Origin of the sequence: Nonomuraea glycinis (genome assembly GCF_014646515.1) — a bacterium.
GTDB lineage: Bacteria > Actinomycetota > Actinomycetes > Streptosporangiales > Streptosporangiaceae > Nonomuraea > Nonomuraea glycinis.
In genome coordinates, this window is the sequence record NZ_BMNK01000011.1 from 128,877 (window position 1) to 149,051 (window position 20,175).

17 protein-coding genes are annotated in these 20,175 nt (G+C 69.4%); 9 read left to right on the forward strand and 8 right to left on the reverse strand.

Translation table 11 applies throughout. The features are described 5' to 3' along the window. Positions 1-108: 108 nt before the first annotated feature. A complete protein-coding gene (locus IEY87_RS28335; protein ID WP_189141847.1) occupies positions 109-1,245 on the forward strand; it encodes an MFS transporter in 1,137 nt (378 codons plus the stop codon). Here IEY87_RS28335 and IEY87_RS28340 read toward each other — a convergent pair. The 3 genes from IEY87_RS28340 to IEY87_RS28350 are packed head-to-tail and all read right to left on the reverse strand — an operon-like array spanning position 1,178 to position 4,459. Then, on the reverse strand, positions 1,178-2,719 hold the full coding sequence (locus tag IEY87_RS28340; protein WP_225277760.1) for an ATP-binding protein: 1,542 nt from the start codon (positions 2,717-2,719) through the stop codon (positions 1,178-1,180). The genes IEY87_RS28335 and IEY87_RS28340 overlap by 68 nt on opposite strands. Before the next feature lie 60 nt (positions 2,720-2,779). Then, positions 2,780-3,196, reverse strand: a complete 417-nt coding sequence (locus IEY87_RS28345; RefSeq protein WP_189141848.1) for a VOC family protein — start codon at positions 3,194-3,196, stop codon at positions 2,780-2,782. Between the two features lie 45 nt (positions 3,197-3,241). Continuing rightward, complete coding sequence (locus IEY87_RS28350; RefSeq protein ID WP_189141849.1) at positions 3,242-4,459, reverse strand: FAD-dependent oxidoreductase; 1,218 nt, start codon at positions 4,457-4,459, stop codon at positions 3,242-3,244. A 58-nt stretch (positions 4,460-4,517) separates the two neighbouring features. Between IEY87_RS28350 and IEY87_RS28355 the strand changes: the two genes are divergently transcribed. Both IEY87_RS28355 and IEY87_RS28360 read left to right on the forward strand, forming a co-directional pair. Further along, a complete protein-coding gene (locus IEY87_RS28355; protein ID WP_189141850.1) occupies positions 4,518-5,303 on the forward strand; it encodes a TetR/AcrR family transcriptional regulator in 786 nt (261 codons plus the stop codon). 267 nt (positions 5,304-5,570) lie between these two features. Further along, positions 5,571-5,909 (forward strand): hypothetical protein, encoded by a 339-nt coding sequence (locus IEY87_RS28360; protein WP_225277759.1) that lies wholly within the window; start codon positions 5,571-5,573, stop codon positions 5,907-5,909. 581 nt (positions 5,910-6,490) lie between these two features. Here IEY87_RS28360 and IEY87_RS28365 read toward each other — a convergent pair. The 3 genes from IEY87_RS28365 to IEY87_RS28375 are packed head-to-tail and all read right to left on the reverse strand — an operon-like array spanning position 6,491 to position 9,902. Next, positions 6,491-7,231, reverse strand: coding sequence for a succinate dehydrogenase/fumarate reductase iron-sulfur subunit (locus IEY87_RS28365; protein ID WP_189141852.1), 741 nt, complete (start codon positions 7,229-7,231; stop codon positions 6,491-6,493). Then, a complete protein-coding gene (locus IEY87_RS28370) occupies positions 7,228-9,153 on the reverse strand; it encodes a fumarate reductase/succinate dehydrogenase flavoprotein subunit (protein ID WP_189141853.1) in 1,926 nt (641 codons plus the stop codon). The genes IEY87_RS28365 and IEY87_RS28370 overlap by 4 nt, the downstream gene beginning before the upstream one ends. Further along, positions 9,150-9,902, reverse strand: coding sequence for a succinate dehydrogenase cytochrome b subunit (locus IEY87_RS28375; RefSeq protein ID WP_189141854.1), 753 nt, complete (start codon positions 9,900-9,902; stop codon positions 9,150-9,152). Before IEY87_RS28375 ends, IEY87_RS28370 begins: the two co-directional genes overlap by 4 nt. Positions 9,903-10,037: 135 nt before the next feature. Here IEY87_RS28375 and IEY87_RS28380 point away from each other — a divergent pair, with 135 nt between their 5' ends. The 6 genes from IEY87_RS28380 to IEY87_RS28405 all read left to right on the forward strand — a co-directional run bounded on the left by IEY87_RS28380 (position 10,038) and on the right by IEY87_RS28405 (position 16,995). Then, complete coding sequence (locus IEY87_RS28380) at positions 10,038-10,967, forward strand: LysR family transcriptional regulator (RefSeq protein ID WP_189142010.1); 930 nt, start codon at positions 10,038-10,040, stop codon at positions 10,965-10,967. A gap of 33 nt (positions 10,968-11,000) precedes the next feature. Continuing rightward, the gene (locus IEY87_RS28385) at positions 11,001-12,137 is read left to right on the forward strand and encodes a PP2C family protein-serine/threonine phosphatase (protein WP_189141855.1); all 1,137 of its coding nucleotides are present in this window, start codon (positions 11,001-11,003) and stop codon (positions 12,135-12,137) included. Next, a complete protein-coding gene (locus IEY87_RS28390; RefSeq protein WP_189141856.1) occupies positions 12,134-13,270 on the forward strand; it encodes a sensor histidine kinase in 1,137 nt (378 codons plus the stop codon). The genes IEY87_RS28385 and IEY87_RS28390 overlap by 4 nt, the downstream gene beginning before the upstream one ends. A 290-nt stretch (positions 13,271-13,560) precedes the next feature. Continuing rightward, a complete protein-coding gene (gene sdhC, locus IEY87_RS28395) occupies positions 13,561-14,343 on the forward strand; it encodes a succinate dehydrogenase subunit SdhC (RefSeq protein WP_189141857.1) in 783 nt (260 codons plus the stop codon). After that, positions 14,297-16,243, forward strand: a complete 1,947-nt coding sequence (locus IEY87_RS28400; protein WP_189141858.1) for a fumarate reductase/succinate dehydrogenase flavoprotein subunit — start codon at positions 14,297-14,299, stop codon at positions 16,241-16,243. Before sdhC ends, IEY87_RS28400 begins: the two co-directional genes overlap by 47 nt. Continuing rightward, positions 16,240-16,995 carry a succinate dehydrogenase/fumarate reductase iron-sulfur subunit gene (locus IEY87_RS28405; protein WP_189141859.1) on the forward strand — a complete coding sequence of 252 codons (756 nt, stop codon included), beginning with the start codon at positions 16,240-16,242 and terminating at the stop codon, positions 16,993-16,995. The genes IEY87_RS28400 and IEY87_RS28405 overlap by 4 nt, the downstream gene beginning before the upstream one ends. A 122-nt stretch (positions 16,996-17,117) precedes the next feature. On the opposite strand, the gene IEY87_RS28410 is transcribed toward IEY87_RS28405, so the two are convergent. Further along, a complete protein-coding gene (locus IEY87_RS28410; RefSeq protein ID WP_189141860.1) occupies positions 17,118-18,410 on the reverse strand; it encodes a hypothetical protein in 1,293 nt (430 codons plus the stop codon). 74 nt (positions 18,411-18,484) lie between these two features. Next, positions 18,485-20,167 carry a hypothetical protein gene (locus tag IEY87_RS28415; protein WP_189141861.1) on the reverse strand — a complete coding sequence of 561 codons (1,683 nt, stop codon included), beginning with the start codon at positions 20,165-20,167 and terminating at the stop codon, positions 18,485-18,487. Positions 20,168-20,175 lie beyond the last annotated feature (8 nt).

Genomic DNA, 20,175 nt, shown 5'->3' on the forward strand with positions numbered 1-20,175 from the left:
ACTGCTTCGTGACAGCAGTTCGCCGACCATAGGGACCTACCAGTGCTGGAAGCCCCCACTCGACCATCTCGCTCGCCGCTGACGATCTGGCCGGCCGTCGTCGCGGTAATGATGGGCATCTTCGCCATCGTCACCACGGAAATCCTGCCCATCGGGCTGCTGACGCCCATCGCGTCCACGTTCGGGATCTCGGACGGCACGGCGGGCCTGACCATGACGCTGCCCGGATTGCTGGCCGCCGTCGCGGCGCCGTCCCTCACCGTCGTGACCGCGCGACTTGATCGGCGGTTCATGCTCTGCGCGCTGATGCTGCTGCTGGCGGTGGCGGACTTTTTGGCCGCCGCGGCCCCGGCCTACTGGGTGATGATGATCTCCCGGGCGCTGGTCGGCCTCACCATCGGCGGCTTCTGGTCCATCGGGGCGGGTCTGGCCGTACGGCTGGTCCGGCGTGAGCAGGCAGGCACGGCCACGGCGGTGATCTTCTCCGCCGTCCCGCTGGGCTCGGTGCTGGGTGTGCCGGTCGGCACGCTGATCGGGCATCTGGCCGGGTGGCGGATGGCGTTCGTGGTCATGGGCCTGTTGAGCCTGGGGGTGTTCGTCGCGCTCCTGGTGCTGCTGCCATCGCTGCCGGCCGGGCAGCCCACCCGCCTGTCCGCGCTGCGCGACCTCCTCGGCGACGGCGGCATTCGGCTGGCGCTGCTCGCGACCGTCCTCATCGTGCTCGCCCACTTCGGCGCGTACACGTACGTCACTCCCTTCCTGCTGCAGGTCACGCAGGTGAGCGCGGGCTCGGTCACCACCTACCTGCTGGTGTACGGAGTCGCCGGGATCGCCGGGAACTTCCTGGCGGGCGCGGCGCTGTCCCGCCACCCGCGCGCCACGTCCATGACCGCCGCCGCCCTGCTGGCCACCGCCACCGCCCTGCTCCCGGTGGCCGGGGGCTCCATGGCGGGCGCGTTGACGCTGCTGGTCATCTGGGGCATCGCGTACGGCGCGGTGCCGGTCTGCTCGCAGACCTGGTTCGCCAGGTCGGCTCCGCACGCGCCGGAGGCCGCCTCGATCCTGTTCACCTCGTCGTTCCAGGCCACGCTGTCCCTCGGCGCGCTGGCCGGTGGCGTCGTCGTCGACCACATCTCGGTTGCGGCCGTCATGGGGGTCGCGGGGACGCTCGCCGCCCTCACGGCGTCGGTCCTCTGGTTCTCCCTGCGGCGCCGCCCGCCGTCGGCACGGCCACCGGCCCCCTGAGTCCGAACATCGTCTCCAGATCGACCAGGAGGACATCGCCCCTGCGCTGTGCCGTGGCGATCAGCTCAGGGTGGAAGCCTTCGAGGGAGAAGATCGCCAGGGTCGCCATCGTCGTGTCGTGCTCATGCTCGCCCAGCAGTGTTTTGAGGCCGTCCATCCGGTCGAGGTCCGCCACGCCGCGTCTGGTCACGGTCGCCTTGGCCTCGCCGATGAGGCCGATCACCGCCTGCCCTGCCCGCTTGTCCAGGGCGATGACGTCGATCTCATGCTTGGCCTGGCCTTTCCTGTCGTTGACCACCGTGGCGGTGACCTGGCCCGCAGAGTGGTAGACGGCAGGGTCGGCTTGACCTCGGAGCCAGGCCCTGGCGCAGTCCTCGAAGTGCGGCCCCAGGATGCGGGCCGCGAAGGTGGGCCGAGCCCGCCGCCAGGCCTCGGCTGACCGGCCGGTGTCGACGAGATCACGCTGGGGGACGGTCATCAGGTTGTGGAAGCGGATGATGGGGTCGGCGACGCTGATCACCGACCGTCGTTCCCACAGCGGGTCGCTGTCGTGCCGCAGGTATCCCGCGCTCACCAATGCTTCGATCGGACGTGTCAGCGATGAGCGGGGAAGCTCCAGCAGCCCACCGATCTTGGCCGGGCTCGTGGCCCCGCCCGCGACGGCGTTGATGATCCCGTAGTGCAGCGTGCTCCCGGTGAACCGTGGGTCCTCGCGCAGCAGGTATTCGCTCTCGCTTCCGGAGTACAGCGCCTGGGTCGGGTCCAGGACCGTGGCCTGGACCCAGGCGTCCAGCTCTTCCGGCCGTTGCGGCGCCGGCACGCCGGCCAGATTTCGGTAGCCCGGGGAGCCTCCCAAGACGGCGTGCATCCTCAAGGCCACGGATGGATCGCCGACCTCCCAGTGCCGCGCCATGGTGGGCAGGTCGAACGGCCGCAGACGCAGATCCAGTGCGGCCCGGCCACGCAACGCCTTGGTGCCCGACAGCAACTCGTTCATCACCGAGATCGCCGAACCGCACACGATCACCCGCCCACCCTGGTGCCCATGGCCTGCCTGCGACTGGTCGTACAGCAACTGGAGCAGGCCGGGCAGCTCGGGCGAGTGCGTCATCCAGTACGGCAGTTCATCGATGACCAGCAGGCCGGAACTCCCGCTGCGGCGTAGCACCAGGTCGATGGCGGTGGTCAGGAGGGATTCCCAGCTCGCGTCGCCGATGAGCGAAGTCTCGATGCCCGCGTATCGCGCTATGTCCGCGGCGAGCCGCCGTCTCGCGGGCACGACTCCTTCCTCCGCGACCGCGGTGACGTAGAGCCCTCCGCCGGCCTCGGCGAGCGCGCGCAGCAGGTAGCTCTTCCCCACTCGTCTCCGCCCCGACACGACACCCAGCCGCAACCGGGCGTCGGGGTGCTCGACGAACTGCGCCAATGTCGACCACTCGGTGTCTCGCGCCAGCACCCGCGCGGGTTTCTCCATGGCGTCACCTCTTCTGTATGTTTCGAAGCATACAGTTTAGGATGTGCAGCCCATCGAGTCTCAGCAGACGCAGAATTCGTTGCCCTCCGGGTCGGCCATGGTCACGTGGTGACCGGGGTCCTCCCACAGGACCGAGGCCCCGGCCGCCGTCAGTATCGCGGCCTTCTCCGTGATCCTGGCCCACTTCTCCTCCGCCGTGCCGGCACCGGCCACGCGGACGTCGATGTGCAGCCGATTCTTCGCCGTCTTCGGCTCGGGCACCTCCAGCAGGCTCAGCCGCGGCCCGACACCGGCCGGGTCGTGCAGCCAGGCCCCGTCGCCGTCGTCCTCGGGCAGATCGAACTGCTCCAGCCACTCCTCCCGGGTCGCGTAAGGCGCCGGCGGGGGCTCGTCCTCGTAGCCCAGCGCCAGCTTCCAGAACTCCGCCAGCCGCACCGGATCGGCGCAGTCGAAGGTCAGGTCGATGCGGACCGCCATATTGCTTGTCTCCCGAAGGCTCGTCGAACAGTGTCCTCCGGCACTCTACGGCCGACCTCCGACAGCGCGACCAATGACCGGCGCGTCCCAGTCGAGGTGGTGGTCGTAGATCCAGCCGCTCGGGTCGTCGCCGGTGCGGGCCATGCGCTTCATGGCCAGGCCCATGACCAGGTCACGCACCCCTCTGGTGAGCGGGCCGAGCGCCTTCCACTCGCCGGTGCGTTTGCCCTGCTCGACGACGCGTTCCACGCGCCCGCGCCGCGCCCGTTCGTACGTGGTGAAGGCGGAGTCGACGTCGGGGCCGTCGCGCAGGCATTTGGCCAGCACCACGGTGTCCTCGATGGCCATGGCCGCGCCCTGCCCGATCGACGAGGAGGTCGCGTGGGCGGCGTCGCCGATGACGATCATCCGGTCGCGGTGCCATCGCGGCACGGTGGGGAGGTCGTAGGTGTTCCAGCCGGTGAAGATCTCGCCGGTCGCGGTGATGAGGTCCACCGCGGGCCCGCGGTCGTGGCGGAACAGGTCGATCAGGCGGGCGCGCCACTCCTCCGGCGTGATCGCGGCCAACTCGCCCGGTGCGGGCTCGTCGGCCCGCGCGGGCTGCGCCATCCACCACACCTCTCCGTACGGATCCACGGTGTAGACGAAGAAACAGCGCTTACCGAAGATCGCGTGCATCGTGCCCGGTTCACTCCCGGTCGATACGCCGCGCGCGTAGCCGCCCGTATTGAGCAGCCCCGCGTACCGCGCGCCCGGAGCGTGCGGATCGATGATCTCGCGGGTACGCGAGCGCAGGCCGTCCGCGCCGATCAGCAGATCGCCCGTGGCCGTGCCGCCGTCGGCGAACCTCGCCAGGACCCGGCCGCCGGTGGTCTCGGCCTCGACGAGCCGCTTGCCGTACTCGATGCGCACGCCGCGGCGGACGGCCTCGTCGCGGAGCGCCCGATAGAGGTCGGCACGTTTCACGGTCCGGCTCTTGGCGCCCTCCGAGACGGCCGTGCCGTAGGGCAGTTCGCCGAGTTTCCTGCCGGAACCACTGGTCAAGGTGATTTTCGGCGTGTCGAAGCCCACCCCGTCCAGGTCGAGATCGAGCGCGCGTAATGCGTCGAGCGCGTTCACCGCCAGGGTCAGGAAGGCGCCGACGTGGTCCGCACTCCGGTCGTACGCCTCATGGACGACGGAGGTGATGCCCGCTTTGTGCAGAGCGATCGCGCTCAGCGACCCTGCGATTCCGCCACCCACGATCACCGCTGTGTATGTCATACACCGAGTGTATGACATACACTTCTGCTCAGCGCAAGCTCGAACGAAGGCAGGAACGATGGACGACAAGCTGCCCGCCGGGCTCGACCTGCTCTGGCAACGGCTCGACCAGCCGGAGCCCAGGACGGGGTTGAGCCTGTCCCGCATCGTGCGAGCGGCGGTGGAGCTGGCCGACTCCGGCGGCCTCGACGCCGTCTCGATGGCCAGGGTCGCCGAGCGGCTCGGCTTCACCACGATGTCGCTCTACAGGCACGTCAAGAGCAAGAACGAGCTGCTGCTCCTCATGCTGAACTCGGTCGCCGCACTACCGGCCGAGATGGCCGAGCCAGCCGAGTCCTGCGACGACTGGCGGCTCGGGCTGGAGCGCTGGTGCCGGGCCCAGTGGGTGATGCTGCGGGCCCATGCCTGGATCGTGCACCTGCCCATCACCGGGCCGCCGATCACGCCCAACCAGCTCGCCTGGACCGATCGCGCTCTCGGCACACTGCGCGGCACCGGGCTCACCGAGAGCGACAAGGTCGGGGTGGTGCTCCTGGTGGCCAACTACATGCACACCGCCGCCCGCCTGACCGCCGACCTCGGCGAGGCCGCCTCGGGCGAGTCGATCGCCGCCTACAGCGGCCTGCTGGGCGCGCTCGCCGACGAGCGGCGCTTCCCCGCCCTGCGTACGGCGATCGACGCGGGGGCGTTCGACTACCCGGCGGACACTCCCGAGGAGGAGCGGCAGTTCGACTACTCCTTCGGCCTCGCGCGCATCCTGGACGGCGTAGCAGCGTTCATGAACCGGGGGACCCCGGAAAATGAGCGCATCCGCCCGGAAGGGGGAGCCACAGCCAGTGGTTGATCAGGCGGATCGCGGGCGGGCGAACTTGCCGAGAGCGGACTTCGACGCCATGAGCAGCACGATCATCGTCACGCCGACCATGGCAAGGGCGAGCCACACAGGCGAACCGTTCCCTATCTGAACTAGTTCAGATATTCTGTGTCCATGGTGACTAAGAATTTTCAGTACAGCGCTTTCTTGCGCGGCCCATCACAGGTCCTCCCCTCTCTCGACCACGCCGACATCATCCTCGAACGACGTGATGACGAGAACCTTGTCCTTATGCGGATGGAGCGCTTCCAAGCCGGATCCGACAGCCTGCACATCGCCGCCCGCGCGTTGGCCATCGTCGCCCGACGTAACCTGAGTCTGGCTGAGGAAGTCCTGGCCGAAGAGCTGCCCTGGCTCACTTGGTTGCCGGAGACAGAGCGGCAGGAGTGCGTACGCGAGCTGCTCGGTCAGTTGATGGCAGGAGCCGACACCGGAGAGCTCCTGCCCTTCGGGCGCGCGCTGACCTCCTGGCGATCCACCGCTGTGATCTGGAGCGACCCCGAGCTGGCCGGCGACCTCCAGGGACCCTTCCCTGGCGACGGCCCAGAGGTCACCCGGCCGGCAGACGCACCGTGATGGCGGGCCGAGGTGACGAGGTGCCGCGGCCCAACCCGTGGCACATACGGTTCGCCGACCGGCGTGCCGCTGAGGGGTGGGGGCATCTCCTCGCTCAGGCTCCGGAAAATCTGGATCGGGCTTGGGTCGCCATCACCAGTGATCCACGACATGTGGACAGCCGTCAGCATCCCCTGAGAGGTGCGCTCGGAGAGGTCAAGATTGGTGGTGAGTCTCTGGAGCAGTGGCAATACGAGGCGACATCGGGCGGCCGTTTGTGGTACGCAATCGACGAAGAGCAGCGAACTTTGTGGATAACCCGGGCGGGGACCGGGCACCCGAAGGCCACCGACTCCAGACGTGGTCGTTGAAAGCAGCCGGCGGTCTACTCATCGTCGTGGTCTGCCAGATCATGGCCAGCCACACCGCTTCGGTCGCCGCAGGCCGGGGTTGCGCCGCAGGCGCCTTATGAGGGCGCCTGAGCCGGTCGGCGCGAAGCGCCTGAGGGCGAGGCCCTTTGCGTGGGCCGGCCGGCATGCCGGCCGACGAGACAGAGCTGAAGAGAGCCGTACGGCACCCGTACGGCTCTCCGAAGACACGGCCTACTTGGCGTTGGCCTTGAGGTAGTCGCTGTTCATCTGGGCGATGGTGTCCAGCGGGATGCCCTTGGGGCAGACGGCCGTGCACTCGCCGGTGTTGGTGCAGCCGCCGAAGCCCTCGGCGTCCATCTGGTCCACCATGGCCTTGGCGCGGGACAGGCGTTCCGGCTGGCCCTGGGGCAGCAGGCTCAGATGGGTGATCTTGGCGGCGGTGAAGAGGGAGGCGGAGCCGTTGGGGCAGGCCGCCACGCACGCGCCGCAGCCGATGCAGGTGGCCGCGTCGAACGCCGAGTCGGCGTCCTCCTTGCGGACCGGCAGGCTGTGCGCGTCGGGCGCCGAGCCGGCCGGGACGGACACGAAGCCGCCCGCCTGGATGATCCGGTCGAACGCGCTGCGGTCCACGACCAGGTCCTTGACCACGGGGAACGGCGCGGCCCGCCACGGCTCGATGGTGATGGTGGCGCCGTCCTCGAAGTGGCGCATGTGCAGCTGGCAGGTCGTGGTGGCCACCTGCTCGCCGTGCGCGACACCGTTGATGACCATGCCGCACATGCCGCAGATGCCTTCGCGGCAGTCGTGGTCGAAGGCGATCGGGTCGTCGCCTTCGAGGATGAGGCGTTCGTTCAGGACGTCGAGCATCTCCAGGAAAGACATGTCCGGAGACACCTCTTCAACCCGATATTTCACCATCCGTCCGGAGTCGGAGGGGCCGCTCTGCCGCCAGACCTTGAGGGTCAGGTTCACTTGTAACTCCGCTGGCTCATCTTGACGTAGTCGTACTCGAGCGGTTCCTTGTGCAGCACCGGCTCACCCTCGGGCGAGTGCTCCCAGGCCGACACGTGCGCGAAGTGCTCGTCGTCGCGCAGGGCCTCGCCGTCGGCGTCCTGCGACTCGGCGCGGAAGTGGCCACCGCACGACTCCGAGCGCACCAGCGCGTCCAGGCACATCAGCTCGGCCAGGTCGAAGAAGTCGGCCACCCGGCCGGCCTTCTCCAGCACCTGGTTCAGCTCCTCGTTGGCGCCGGAAACCTTGACGTTCGCCCAGAACTCGGCGCGCAGCTCGGGGATCCGCTCCAGCGCCTTGCGCAGCGACTCCTCGGTGCGCTCCATGCCGCAGTAGTCCCACATGAGCCGGCCGAGCTCCCGGTGGAAGGAGTCCGGGGTGCGGGTGCCGTTGACAGCGAGCAGCCGCTCGATCCTGGACGTCACCTTGGCCTCGGCCTCGGCGACGGCCTCCTCGTTGACCTCGCCGAACGGCCCGGCCGCCAGATAGTCGCCGAGCGTGGTCGGCAGCACGAAGTAGCCGTCGGCCAGGCCCTGCATCAGCGCGGAGGCGCCGAGCCGGTTGGCGCCGTGGTCGGAGAAGTTCGCCTCGCCGATCACGAACAGGCCGGGGATCGTGGACTGCAGGTCGTAGTCCACCCACAGGCCGCCCATCGTGTAGTGGACGGCCGGGTAGATGCGCATCGGCTGGTCGTATGGGTTCTCGCCGGTGATGCGCTCGTACATCTCGAACAGGTTGCCGTACTTCTTCTCCACGGCGTCGCGGCCGAGGCGGCCGATCGCGTCGCGGAAGTCGAGGTAGACGCCGAGGCCGCCGGGGCCGACGCCACGACCCTCGTCGCAGACGTTCTTGGCCGCGCGGGAGGCGATGTCCCGGGGGACGAGGTTCCCGAAGGCGGGGTAGATCCGCTCCAGGTAGTAGTCGCGCTCGTCGTCCGGAATGTCGCCGGGCAGGCGGTCGTCGCCCTTGCGCAGCGGCACCCAGACACGGCCGTCGTTGCGCAGCGACTCCGACATCAGCGTCAGCTTCGACTGGTACTCGCCGGAGACCGGGATGCAGGTGGGGTGGATCTGGGTGTAGCAGGGGTTGGCGAAGTACGCGCCCCGCTCGTGCGCCCGCCAGATCGCCGTGGTGTTGCACCCCTTGGCGTTCGTGGACAGGAAGAACACGTTGCCGTAGCCGCCGGTGGCGAGCACGACGGCGTCGGCCACGTGCCGCTCGATCTCGCCGGTCACCATGTCCCGCACGATGACGCCGCGCGCCCGGCCGTTGTCGATGATCAGGTCGAGCATCTCGTGCCGGGTGAACATCTCCACGGTGCCGGCCGCGACCTGCCGTTCCAGCGCCTGGTAGGCGCCGAGCAGGAGCTGCTGGCCCGTCTGGCCGCGGGCGTAGAACGTACGGGAGACCTGGGCGCCGCCGAAGGAGCGGGTGTCGAGCAGTCCGCCGTACTCGCGGGCGAACGGCACGCCCTGCGCGACGGCCTGGTCGATGATGTTCACCGAGACCTGGGCCAGCCGGTAGACGTTCGACTCGCGGGAGCGGAAGTCGCCGCCCTTTACCGTGTCGTAGAACAGGCGGTAGACCGAGTCGCCGTCGCCGCGGTAGTTCTTCGCGGCGTTGATCCCGCCCTGCGCGGCGATGGAGTGCGCGCGCCGAGGCGTGTCCTGGTAGCAGAACGACTTGACGTTGTAGCCGAGCTCGCCCAGCGTCGCGGCGGCGGACCCGCCGGCCAGGCCGGTGCCGACCACGATCACGTTGAGCTTGCGCTTGTTGGCCGGGTTGACGAGCTTGGCGGCGAACTTCCGCTTCTCCCAGCGATCCTCGATCGGACCCTCGGGAGCCTTGGTGTCCTGGATCGGCGATCCCTCGGCGTATTTCACTTGACCACTCCGAACGTGATGGCGAGGGGCGGCGCGAGGAAGCCGATGACGAGTACGGCGGAGACCAGCGCGGCGCCCGTGCGCAGTGCCTTGTAGCGGTTGCGGTTGGCCCAGCCGAGCGTCTGGAAGGCGCTCCAGATGCCGTGCCGCAGGTGCAGACCGACCATGACCACGGCCACGAGGTAGATCAGCGTCATCCACCACCGGGACGGGTCGAACCCTGCGATCATCCGGTCGGCCGGCGTGGAGACGGGGCCCTTCGGGTTGACCACACCGAAGGTCAGGTCGAGCAGGTGCCAGACGAGGAACAGCACGATCGTGACGCCGCCGTACCGCATGATGTGCGTCGCGTAGCCGCCGGCCTGCGACTTCTTGGCGGCGTACTTCACCGGCCGCGCGGCGTGGGCGCGGCGCGACAGGGAGATGGCGGCCCAGATGTGCAGCACGACCGAGACGGCGAGCACGACCTCCACGATCGTCAGCAGCGTCCGGTACGGCGCGAGCGGCTCCAGCAGGGTGCGCAGGGCGGTCGCGTAGTCGTTGAACGAGTCCCTGCTGATGAAGATCTTGAGGTTGCCCAGCATGTGGCCGACGAGGAAGAGCACCATCACGGCCCCCGTGACGGCCATGACGACTTTCTTGCCGTTGGACGAGGCCAGGAACCCACGCGGCCTGCCGCGCGTTGGCTTGTCAGCGGGCTTGGGGGGAATCGGCGCTGTAGCGGCGCCGCGCTCTATCGTGGCTGTCACATCTCCTGACGCTAGGTATCGCGCGGGTGCCCGTCCAAGTCATCACGGGCCTGGTTTCCATAGCCTCCGGCTATGATGTCTGGTTTGTACGGCAGCCGTACGGGCATCCGAGTCAGCCGGTGCGAGGAATATCACATGCAGCTGCAGCAGTTGGCGTACTTCGTCGCGGTGGCGGAGAGCAGGCATTTCACCCACGCGGCCCAGCGGATGCGGGTCGCCCAGCCGTCGTTGAGCAAGCAGATCAAGGCGCTGGAGGCCGAGCTCGGCGCCCCGCTGTTCTCCCGTGCCCGGGGCAACGTCACGCTGACCCCGGCGGGCGAGGCGCTGCTCCCGCTCGCCCGCCGCATGCTGGCCGACGCCGACACCGCCAGGCAGGAGGTCGCCGAGCTCGCCGGCCTGCGCCGGGGCAGGGTGCGGCTGGGGGCGACGCCGTCGCTGTGCGCCGGGCTGGTGGCCGACGTGCTGGCCCGTTTCCACGACGCCTACCCGGGGATCGGCCTGCTGGTGGAGGAGGGCGGCTCGCGGGACCTGGTGGGCGCCCTGGCCCGCGGCCAGCTCGACCTGTCACTGATCATCATGCCGTTGCAGCACGACGACCCCTCCCTGGTGACCGAGGACATCCTGCGCGAGAACCTCGTGGTGGTCTCGCCCGCGCACGATCGCGTGCACAAGCCGTACCTGCGCATCGAGGACCTGCGCGGCAGGCCGCTGGTGATGTTCCGGCGTGGCTACGACCTGCGGGAGGCGACGCTGGCGGCCTGCCGGCAGGCCGGGTTCGAGCCGAGGTTCGCCATCGAGGGCGGCGAGATGGACGCGGTGCTGCGTTTCGTGGAGGCCGGGCTGGGCGTGGCCGTGGTGCCGTCGATGGTGCTCGACGGGCGCCCGGGGGTGGCCGGCACGCCGCTGGCGCCGCCGGGACTGACCCGGACGATCGCGCTGGCGCACCGTAAGGACGTGGAGCCGACCCGCGCGGCGCAGGCGTTTCGCGCTACTCTGCTCGCCTTCGTCCATGAAGCCGGCCAGGACGGCACCCTTCCGCAAGGGGTGGAACTCATCGCAGAATGAGCCCGACGACCCCCACTTCCCGAAGAGGCGTGTGTGACGGCAACTCTCTCCGAAACGCTGACGCTGCTCCTCATAGAGGACGATGACGGGGACGCGTTTCTCGTCGAGGAGTTGCTCAGGCAGGCCGAGGCGCCACCGAGGATCACCTGGGTGCGCAACCTGGCGGAGACCAGGGCCAAGCTGACCTCGGAGATCCAGTGCGTGCTGGTCGACCTCTCGCTGCCCGACGCCACCGGTCTCGAAGCGCTGGAGCAGGTGCTGGCGATGGCCCCGCACGCGGCGGTGCTCGTCCTGACCGGTCTGCGCGATGTGCACGTCGGGGTGGCGGCCGTGCAGGCGGGAGCCCAGGACTACCTGGTGAAGCAGGACGTCGACGCGCGACTGCTGGCCAGGTCGGTCCGGTACGCGATGGAGCGCAAGCGGGCGGACCTGGCGCAGATCAGGCTGGTCGAGGCCGAGCTGACCGCCAAGGAGAACGCCCGCCTGGAGAACGGCCTGCTGCCCGTCCCCCTGCTGCACACCAAGAAGCTGCGGCACGTCACGCGCTACCTGCCGGGGACGCAGGGCTCCCGGCTCGCCGGTGACTTCCTGGACACCGTGCAGACTCCCGACGGCTCGGTGCACATCGTGGTCGGTGACGTGTGCGGGCACGGCCCGGACGAGGCCGCGCTCGGGGTGGCGCTGCGCATCGCCTGGCGCACGCTGGTGCTCGCCGGGCAGAGCGGTGACCTGCTGCTGCGCACGATGGACACGCTGCTGCGGGCCGAGCGCAAGGCGCCGGAGATCTTCACCACGCTCTGCATGGCGACGATCACGCCGGACCTGACGCACGCCAGGATGCGGGTGGTCGGCCATCCGCCTCCGGTGCTGGTGCGCGACGGCGTCATCGAGGCGCTCGGCGGCGGGCCGTCCGGGCCGCCGCTCGGCATCTTCCCCGACATCGAGTGGACGGCCATCGACGTGCCGCTGGGCGAGAGGTGGTCGATGATGCTCTACACCGACGGCCTGATCGAGGCGGCGGTCGGCGAGAACCGGCAACTGCTGGGCGTCGACGGGCTGGTGGACCTCGTCAAGCAGCATGGCGCCATCGACCTCGATCGGCTCATCAGGCATGTGGGCACGCTCAGCGACGACCTCGCCGCGATGCTCGTGAGCAGGAGCGGCACATGAGCATCCATCCTCTGCCTCCGGCCAAGCCGGCCACCGGGGTCGGCAGGCTGCCGGTCGCCCGCCTGTTCGTCTTCACCGGCGCGGTGACCACGGTGGCGTTCCTGGCCGGGGCGGCGGTCATCATGAAGATGATCGCCGACGCCCGCGCCATGAGCCCCAGGCCCGAGGTCGCCGAGCAGATCGGCCTGCTGAACGTGGCGCTGTGGGTGCTGTTCCTGGTGCTCCTGGCCGCGGGCGTGGGGCTGGGGTTCATCGTGCACCTCACCGTGCTCAAGCCCATCGCCCAGCTCACCGAGCAGGTGCGCACGGTCGCGAGCGGCGACTTCGACCACCGGCTGGGCGTCGAGAGGCCCGCGGAGCTCGCGGAGCTGTCCAGCCACGTCGACTCGATGCGCAGGCGCATCGTGTCGGCCTGGCGCACCGCCTCCGACCAGGCCGACGAGCTGCGGCGCTCCAACGGCGAGCTGGAGCAGTTCGCGTACGTGGCCAGCCACGACCTGCAGGAGCCGCTGCGCAAGGTGTCCAGCTTCAGCCAGATGCTCGAACAGCGCTACGGCGATCAGCTCGACGACCGGGCCAAGCAGTACATCCACTACGCGGTCGACGGCGCCAAGCGAATGCAGCTCCTGATCAACGACCTGCTCGACTTCTCCAGGGTCGGCCGGGTCACCAGCGGGCGCGAAGCGGTGACGACCCGGCCGTCGCTGGACTCGGCGCTGGAGAACCTGTCGGCGGCGATCGAGGACGCCGAGGCCACGGTCACCGCGGACGAGCTGCCCACGGTGCTGGGCAACCGCGCCCAGCTCACCCAGCTCTTCCAGAACCTGATCGAGAACGCGATCAAGTTCCGCTCCGAGTCGCCGCCCCGCGTCCACATCGGCGCCATCAGGTCCGGCGACCTGTGGGAGTTCAGCTGCTCCGACAACGGGATCGGGGTCGAGCCTCAGTACGCCGACCGGATCTTCCTCATCTTCCAGCGCCTGCACCCGCGCGACGTCTATCCGGGCACCGGGATCGGGCTCGCCCTCTGCCGCAAGATCGTGGAGTTCCACGGCGGGCAGCTCTGGCTCGACGCGAGCGGCGAGGACCAGGGCACCACGTTCCGCTGGACGCTCCCCGCGGCCGGCGACTGACGAATGCCGGATTTTGCGCAACTCATAAGAGTTGTCCGCCAAATCGATAACTTTTTCGCGACTGTGGGGTAGTTGCCCCACCTGGGAAGTACTCCTGACGGGGGTACGTGACAGGAATCACAGCAGGTCATTGAAAAAGTGAGTGACGCTCCTCACAAATCCGCATGCGGTCGTCGTAACGTATCCCACACCAACGCGCGCCGGTACGGCTCAGCCCGACCGCATACGCGCCACAACGAACGACCCGGACCCCAGGCGTGCGGGGTCCGCGGGAGGTGGAGAGGTCCGCGATGACCCAGACGACGCCCGATCCAGTGAGAAGGCAGCGTGCCCAAGTCAAGGTGCGCACGCTGCGCACCGACCGATGGTGGCTCGCCCCGCTGCTGACGTTCCTCGGGCTCAGTTCATTCCTTGTCTACGGTGTGTGGGCGATCCTCGACACCAGCTACTTCGTCGACCCGTACATAGCCCCGTTCTCGTCCCCGTGTCTGGCGACCTCGTGTCCCGAGGGAGCCCGGTTCCTGGGCTGGGCGCCGTTCGGTGACTGGTACACCCTGCCGCCGGGGCTGCTCATCCTCGGCCTGCCGGGCGGGTTCCGGTTGACGTGCTACTACTACCGCAAGTCCTACTACCGCTCCTTCTGGCTGTCGCCGGCCGCGTGCGCGGTGCAGGAGCCGCACGGCAAGTACACCGGCGAGACGCGCTTCCCGCTGATCGTCCAGAACGTGCACCGCTACTTCTTCTACTTCGCCATCCTCATCGGTGGAGTGCTCACCTATGACGCGATCCTGGCGCTCATCCACAAGCCGATCGGCCTCGGCACCTGGATCCTGGTGCTCAACGCCGTCCTCATTCTCGGCTACACGTTCGGCTGCCACTCCTGCCGTCACATCACCGCGGGCCGGCTCAACCACTTCTCCCGCCATCCCGTCCGCTACCGGGCCTGGACGTTCGTCTCCAAGCTGAACGCCAGGCACCAGCAGTTGGCATGGGCCTCGATGTTCTCCGTCATGGGCGCCGACCTCTATGTCCGCCTGGTGGCCAAGGGCATCATCGCCTTCCCGTTCGCGTAAGGATCTCTCAGTGGAAATCGAGCGTCACGAATACGACGTCATCGTCATCGGCGCAGGAGGCGCCGGGCTGCGGGCGGCCATCGAGGCGCGCCAGCAGGGCAAGCGCACCGCGATCGTCTGCAAGTCGCTGTTCGGCAAGGCCCACACGGTCATGGCCGAAGGCGGCGCGGCGGCCGCGATGGGCAACGTCAACTCCGACGACAACTGGATGGTGCACTTCCGTGACACCATGCGGGGCGGCAAGTTCCTCAACAACTGGCGGATGGCCGAACTGCACGCCAAGGAGGCCCCGGACCGGGTCTGGGAGCTGGAGGCCTGGGGTGCGCTGTTCGACCGCACCAAGGACGGCAAGATCAGCCAGCGTAACTTCGGCGGCCACGAGTACCCCCGCCTCGCGCACGTGGGCGACCGCACCGGCCTGGAGCTGATCCGTACCCTCCAGCAGCGCGTGGTCGCGCTGCAGCAGGAGGACTACGAGACGCACGGCGACTACGAGGCCTACATCAAGGTCTTCCAGGAATGTACGATCACCCGCCTGCTCAAGGACGGTGACCGGATCTCCGGCGGCTTCGGCTACTGGCGCGAGAGCGGCAACTTCGTCCTCTTCGACGCCCCGGCCGTGGTCCTGGCCACCGGCGGCATCGGCAAGTCCTACGTGGTCACCTCCAACTCCTGGGAGTACACCGGAGACGGCCACGCCCTGGCCCTGCTCGCCGGCGCGAACCTGATCAACATGGAGTTCATCCAGTTCCACCCCACCGGGATGGTCTGGCCGCCCTCCGTGCGCGGCATCCTCGTCACCGAGTCGGTGCGCGGCGACGGCGGTGTGCTGCGCAACTCCGAGGGCGAGCGGTTCATGTTCAACTACGTCCCGGACGTCTTCAAGGACAAGTACGCCACCTCCGAGGAGGAGGGCGACCGCTGGTACACCGACCAGGCCAACAACCGCCGCCCTCCGGAGCTGCTGCCGCGTGACGAGGTGGCCCGCGCCATCAACGCCGAGGTGAAGGCCGGTCGCGGCTCACCCCAGGGCGGCGTCTACCTCGACGTCTCCACCCGGCTGCCCGCCGAGGAGATCAAGAGGCGGCTGCCGTCGATGCACCACCAGTTCAAGGAGCTGGCCGACGTCGACATCACCGCCGAGCCCATGCAGGTGGGCCCGACCTGCCACTACATCATGGGCGGCATCGAGGTGGACGCCGACTCCGGCGCGGCCTCCGTGCCCGGCCTGTTCGCGGCGGGCGAGGTCTCCGGCGGCATGCACGGCTCCAACCGGCTGGGCGGCAACTCGCTGTCCGACCTGCTGGTGTTCGGCCGGCGGGCGGGCGCGGGCGCGGCGGCCTACCTCGACGGGCTCCCCGCCCGGCCCAAGGTGGACCAGGTGCAGGTGGACGCCGCCCGCGCGGAGGCCGAGGCGCCGCTGCAGCGCGCCGGCGAGAACCCGTACGAAGTGCATCAGGAGCTCCAGCGGACGATGAACGAGCTCGTCGGCATCATCCGCAAGGCCGAGGAGGTGTCCGAGGCGCTGGAGGTCGTGGAGAAGCTCAAGGAGCGTGTCCAGCTTGTCGGCGCGGCCGGGACGCGCATCTACAACCCCGGCTGGCACCTCGCGCTGGACCTGCGCAACATGGTCCTGGTGTCGGAGTGCGTGGCCCGCGCCGCGCTGCTGCGCCAGGAGAGCCGTGGCGGGCACACCCGCGACGACTTCCCCGGCATGCGGCCCGAGTGGCGCCAGAAGCTGCTCGCCTGCTCCACCGAGGACGGCACGTCGATCACCATCGAAGAGAAGGCCCAGCCCGCGATGCGGGACGACCTGATTTCGCTCTTCGACCGGGACGAGCTGTCCAAGTACCTCACCGACGAAGAGATGGCCGAGTTCGACAGGATCGCGAAGTCATGAGCTACAAGGCAAAGTTCAAGGTCTGGCGCGGTGAAGGCGGCGAGGGCAAACTCGAGGACTTCACCATCGAGGTGAACGAGGGCGAGGTCGTCCTCGACATCATCCACCGCCTCCAGGCCACCCAGGCGCCCGATCTCGCGGTCCGCTGGAACTGCAAGGCGGGCAAGTGCGGCTCCTGCTCCATGGAGATCAACGGCAAGCCCCGGCTGGGCTGTATGACGCGGATGTCCACGTTCAGCGAGGACGAGACGATCACCGTCACGCCGATGCGGACGTTCCCCGTCATCAAGGACCTCGTCACCGACGTCTCCTACAACTACGAGAAGGCCCGGGAGGTGCCCTCCTTCACCCCGCCGGAGGGGGTGCGGCCGGGCGAATACCGGATGCAGCAGGTCGATGTCCAGCGGGGCCAGGAGTTCCGCAAGTGCATCGAGTGTTTCATGTGCAACAACGTGTGCCACGTCATCCGTGACCACGAGGAGAACAAGCCGGCCTTCTCCGGGCCGCGGTTCTTCATCCGGATCGCCGAGCTGGACATGCACCCGTACGACGTGGCGCCGGACCGCAAGGAGACGGCCCAGGGGGAGCACGGCCTCGGCTACTGCAACATCACCAAGTGCTGCACCGAGGTCTGCCCCGAACACATCAAGATCACCGACAACGCGATCATCCCGATGAAGGAGCGCGTCGTCGACACCAAGTACGACCCGCTGGTGTGGCTGGGCAACAAGATCTTCAAGCGCTCGAAGTAGGCCGCTGACGTGGCGGGGCCCTCAGGGTCCCGCCACGTCGCATGTCCGGACCAGGTCGCTTCTGGCGGCAGCCGTCAGGATCAAGTCACTTCCGGCCTTCTGGCGGTGGCCGTGGGGTCAGGTCACTTCCGGCGGCGGCCGAGGCCGCGCTTGCGCTTGCCCTGCTGGGGCAGCGGCTCGGCGACCGTCGTCTCCTCGGGCGCCGGCGGTTGCGCGGGCAGGGGCTGGATGACCGTCGCGTCCGACACCCCCATGGGCGCGGGGCCGTGGCCCGGCAGCGGTAGCCCGCCGCCCCACGGCTCGGAGTCGCCCGGCTCGGCGGCCGAGGCGGAGGGCAGCGGCCTGTCCGGCGAGTCCTCGTACGGCTTCGCGCCGCCGGGCGGGATGTCGGCGGGCGGCGCCTCCGGCGGGATCACCGGCTCGAACGGCGACCGGTACACCTCCCGCTCCGGCTCCGGCGCGGGCTGGTGACCGGGCGCGGGCTGGTGACTGTAGGAGTCGAACTGGTCCGGCTGCAGCACCACGGGCTCCGGCTGGGCCGGCGCCTGCTCGGGAACGTAGCCAGGCTGGGTGTAGGCGTTCGGATCCTGATAGACCGCGCCGTACTGCACCTGACCGCCCGGATAGGTCTGCACCGGGACAAAACTGATGATCGGCGCGTACGCCGTACCGCCCGGATAGCCGGGCGCGGGCATGGCGGCCGTGGCGTAGCCGGGGCCCGCCGGATAGCCCGTGTGCGGGTCGGGGTGACCGGCCAGGGGCCCCGCCTTGCGGATCGCCGCGGCGTGGGCCATGCGACGCAGCCGTCCCTCGAAGATGAGCACCGCGAACAGCACGAGCAGCACCAGGACCAGCGCGGGGATGCTGAGCTGCTGCGTCAGGCTGCGCTGGTCGAACTCCGGGGCGGCGTTGCGCATCTCGAGCGGGATCTCGTCGGTCTCCGCGGACTGCGCCTCGGTCGGGGGCGGCGTGTTCGGCGTCTCCGTGCCGGTCACCGGCGGCAGCACGACGTCGGACTGCTCAGTGCTCGGCGAGACGCTCGGCACCTCCGCGCTCTGCGTCGGCAGTGGCTGGGGCTGCGGCGCGCTGCTCTGGACGACCGGCGTCGGTTCCGGCGCCTTCGTGGTCTTCGTCGCCTTGGGAGTGGGGGTCGACTTGGTCTTCGGCGTCGACGTGACGGTCTTGGTGACCGTCGTCTCCGGCGCTTCCTGCTCGCTGCTCGGAGTCGGCAAGGTGGTGGTGACCGTGACCGTGGTCTCCGGCGGGCACTCCTGGCCGGCTTCGCACGGCTCGACAGGATCGTAGGCGGTGGCCGAGGCCGTGGCGCTCTGGCCGACGAAAACGCTGGCTCCTACGCCGGTCAAGGCCAGCGAGAGCAGCACCGCGGACACGGCCGTCGCTCCGCTACGTGCCACCAGTGCCCTCCGCGCAATCCCGCAACCATGGTCAAGGGAATACTAGTCGGGTAAAAGTAACAGTAAAGACGAATTTACAACAGCTTTCTCCGAGTACGCGTCCGATGCGTCCTGCTGATGGCCCACAGCCCCGCCATCAACGCCCCGATCCCGCCTGCCGCCGCGACCAGCCCACGGCCCCCTGCCAGCGGATTCACCACTTCGGCGGCCTGCAACCGCACCCGCGGAGCGGCCACCGCCCGAGGCAGCGGCGCCCCCTGGCCATCCATTGACACGCCGGTCACGGAAGACGCCGCGGCGGCAGTGGGAACAGCCGCCAAAGGCAGCTCGGCCGCCCTCTTCCCTTTCCCCTCAGCCGTCCCCCCGACCGCCGGCTCCCGCCACAGATCCCCGGCCATCCCCATGTCCACACCACCCCGCACACCCGGCGGCAAGCCCCCACCGACCGGCTCCGGCCGCGCAACCCCACCGACCAGCCCACCCGGCCGCACCCCCTCGGCAGACCGCGCACCCGGGCGCACGCCCCCAGCCTTATTACGCTCTCCCGCAGCCTCGGCCTTGCCCGACTGCCGAACGATCCCGGCCTTATCCTTCTTGCCCTGCTTTGCGGAGACCTCGGGCTGAGCCGGGTCCCCCGGCTCCTGGGCGGCCATCTCCGGCGCCTCGGGCCGCTCGGCACCCTCCGACGGCTCCGATCCCTCTGATTGCGGGGCGGCCTCGGCCATCTCCGGCGCCTCGGACCGCTGGTTAACCTCCGTTGGCTCCGACCCCTCTGACTGCCGGGTGCCTTCATCCACTTCCCGCCCACGCGCCTCGGGCCGCTCGGTAACCTCCGACGGCTCCGATCCCTCCGGCAGTCGGGTGCCTTCATCCACTTCCCGCGCCCACGCCTTGGGCCGAGGGGCCTCCACTCCCATCCCGGGCTCCCGGAGCCGGCGTCGAGTCGTCCCGGTCGCCTCCGCGTCGCGTTGCCGTACGGTCGAAGGCTTGTTCGTCCTGGCTTCGGCGTCCGCCGCGGCGCCGGCGGGGCGTACCGGCTCTGGGGCCCGCACCGGTACGCCGGTGGCCTCCGTCATGGTCGTCAGCCCGGTCCCCTGCCGCATCCTGGCCACGGCCGCGAGCGCCACTTCGCCCGTCCCCTCCGGGACGGTGAGCTCCACGTCCACGGCCCGCCTGCCGGCCAGCTCCCCCAGCGCGCACGCCTGCGCTCCGGACACGACCGCCGTACTCGACCCTGAAGTCTCCAGCTTGACGAGCGTCCGAGCGGCGAGCGCGGCGGCAGCGGACACGCCGTCAGACGATCCCGCCGAGATCCCCTGAGGAGAGGCGTCTTCACTGAGCTCAGAAGAGGACGCGGGAAGACCGTCGCCCTCGGCGTCCAACCCCTGCGCGGCCGCATACGGCTCGCCGTCGGAAGGACGCTCCCGCGAGGTGGGCGACTCGGCCGACGTGGCCCCCCGCGCGGCGAGCGGCAACCGCGTGGTCGATGCCCGCGGCTCCGCAGGCTCTGCCTGGACGGGCGACGTGCAGGTCAGGGCGGTGAGGGCGTGGGGCGGTGTGGTGGCCACAGCCAGCCGGGCGTCGCGTGCCGTACCGTCGAAACGCACCCGATATCGCAGCACGTCCCCCGCGCCGGCCCGCGAACCGGCGGAGTCGTCCACCCGGCCGAGCACCATGGTCACCCCGGCCGCCGCCGCGGGCGCCGCCGGCACCGCCACCAGAACCAGGGCTCCGCCCACGATCCAGCCCCGATTCATGAAGCCGC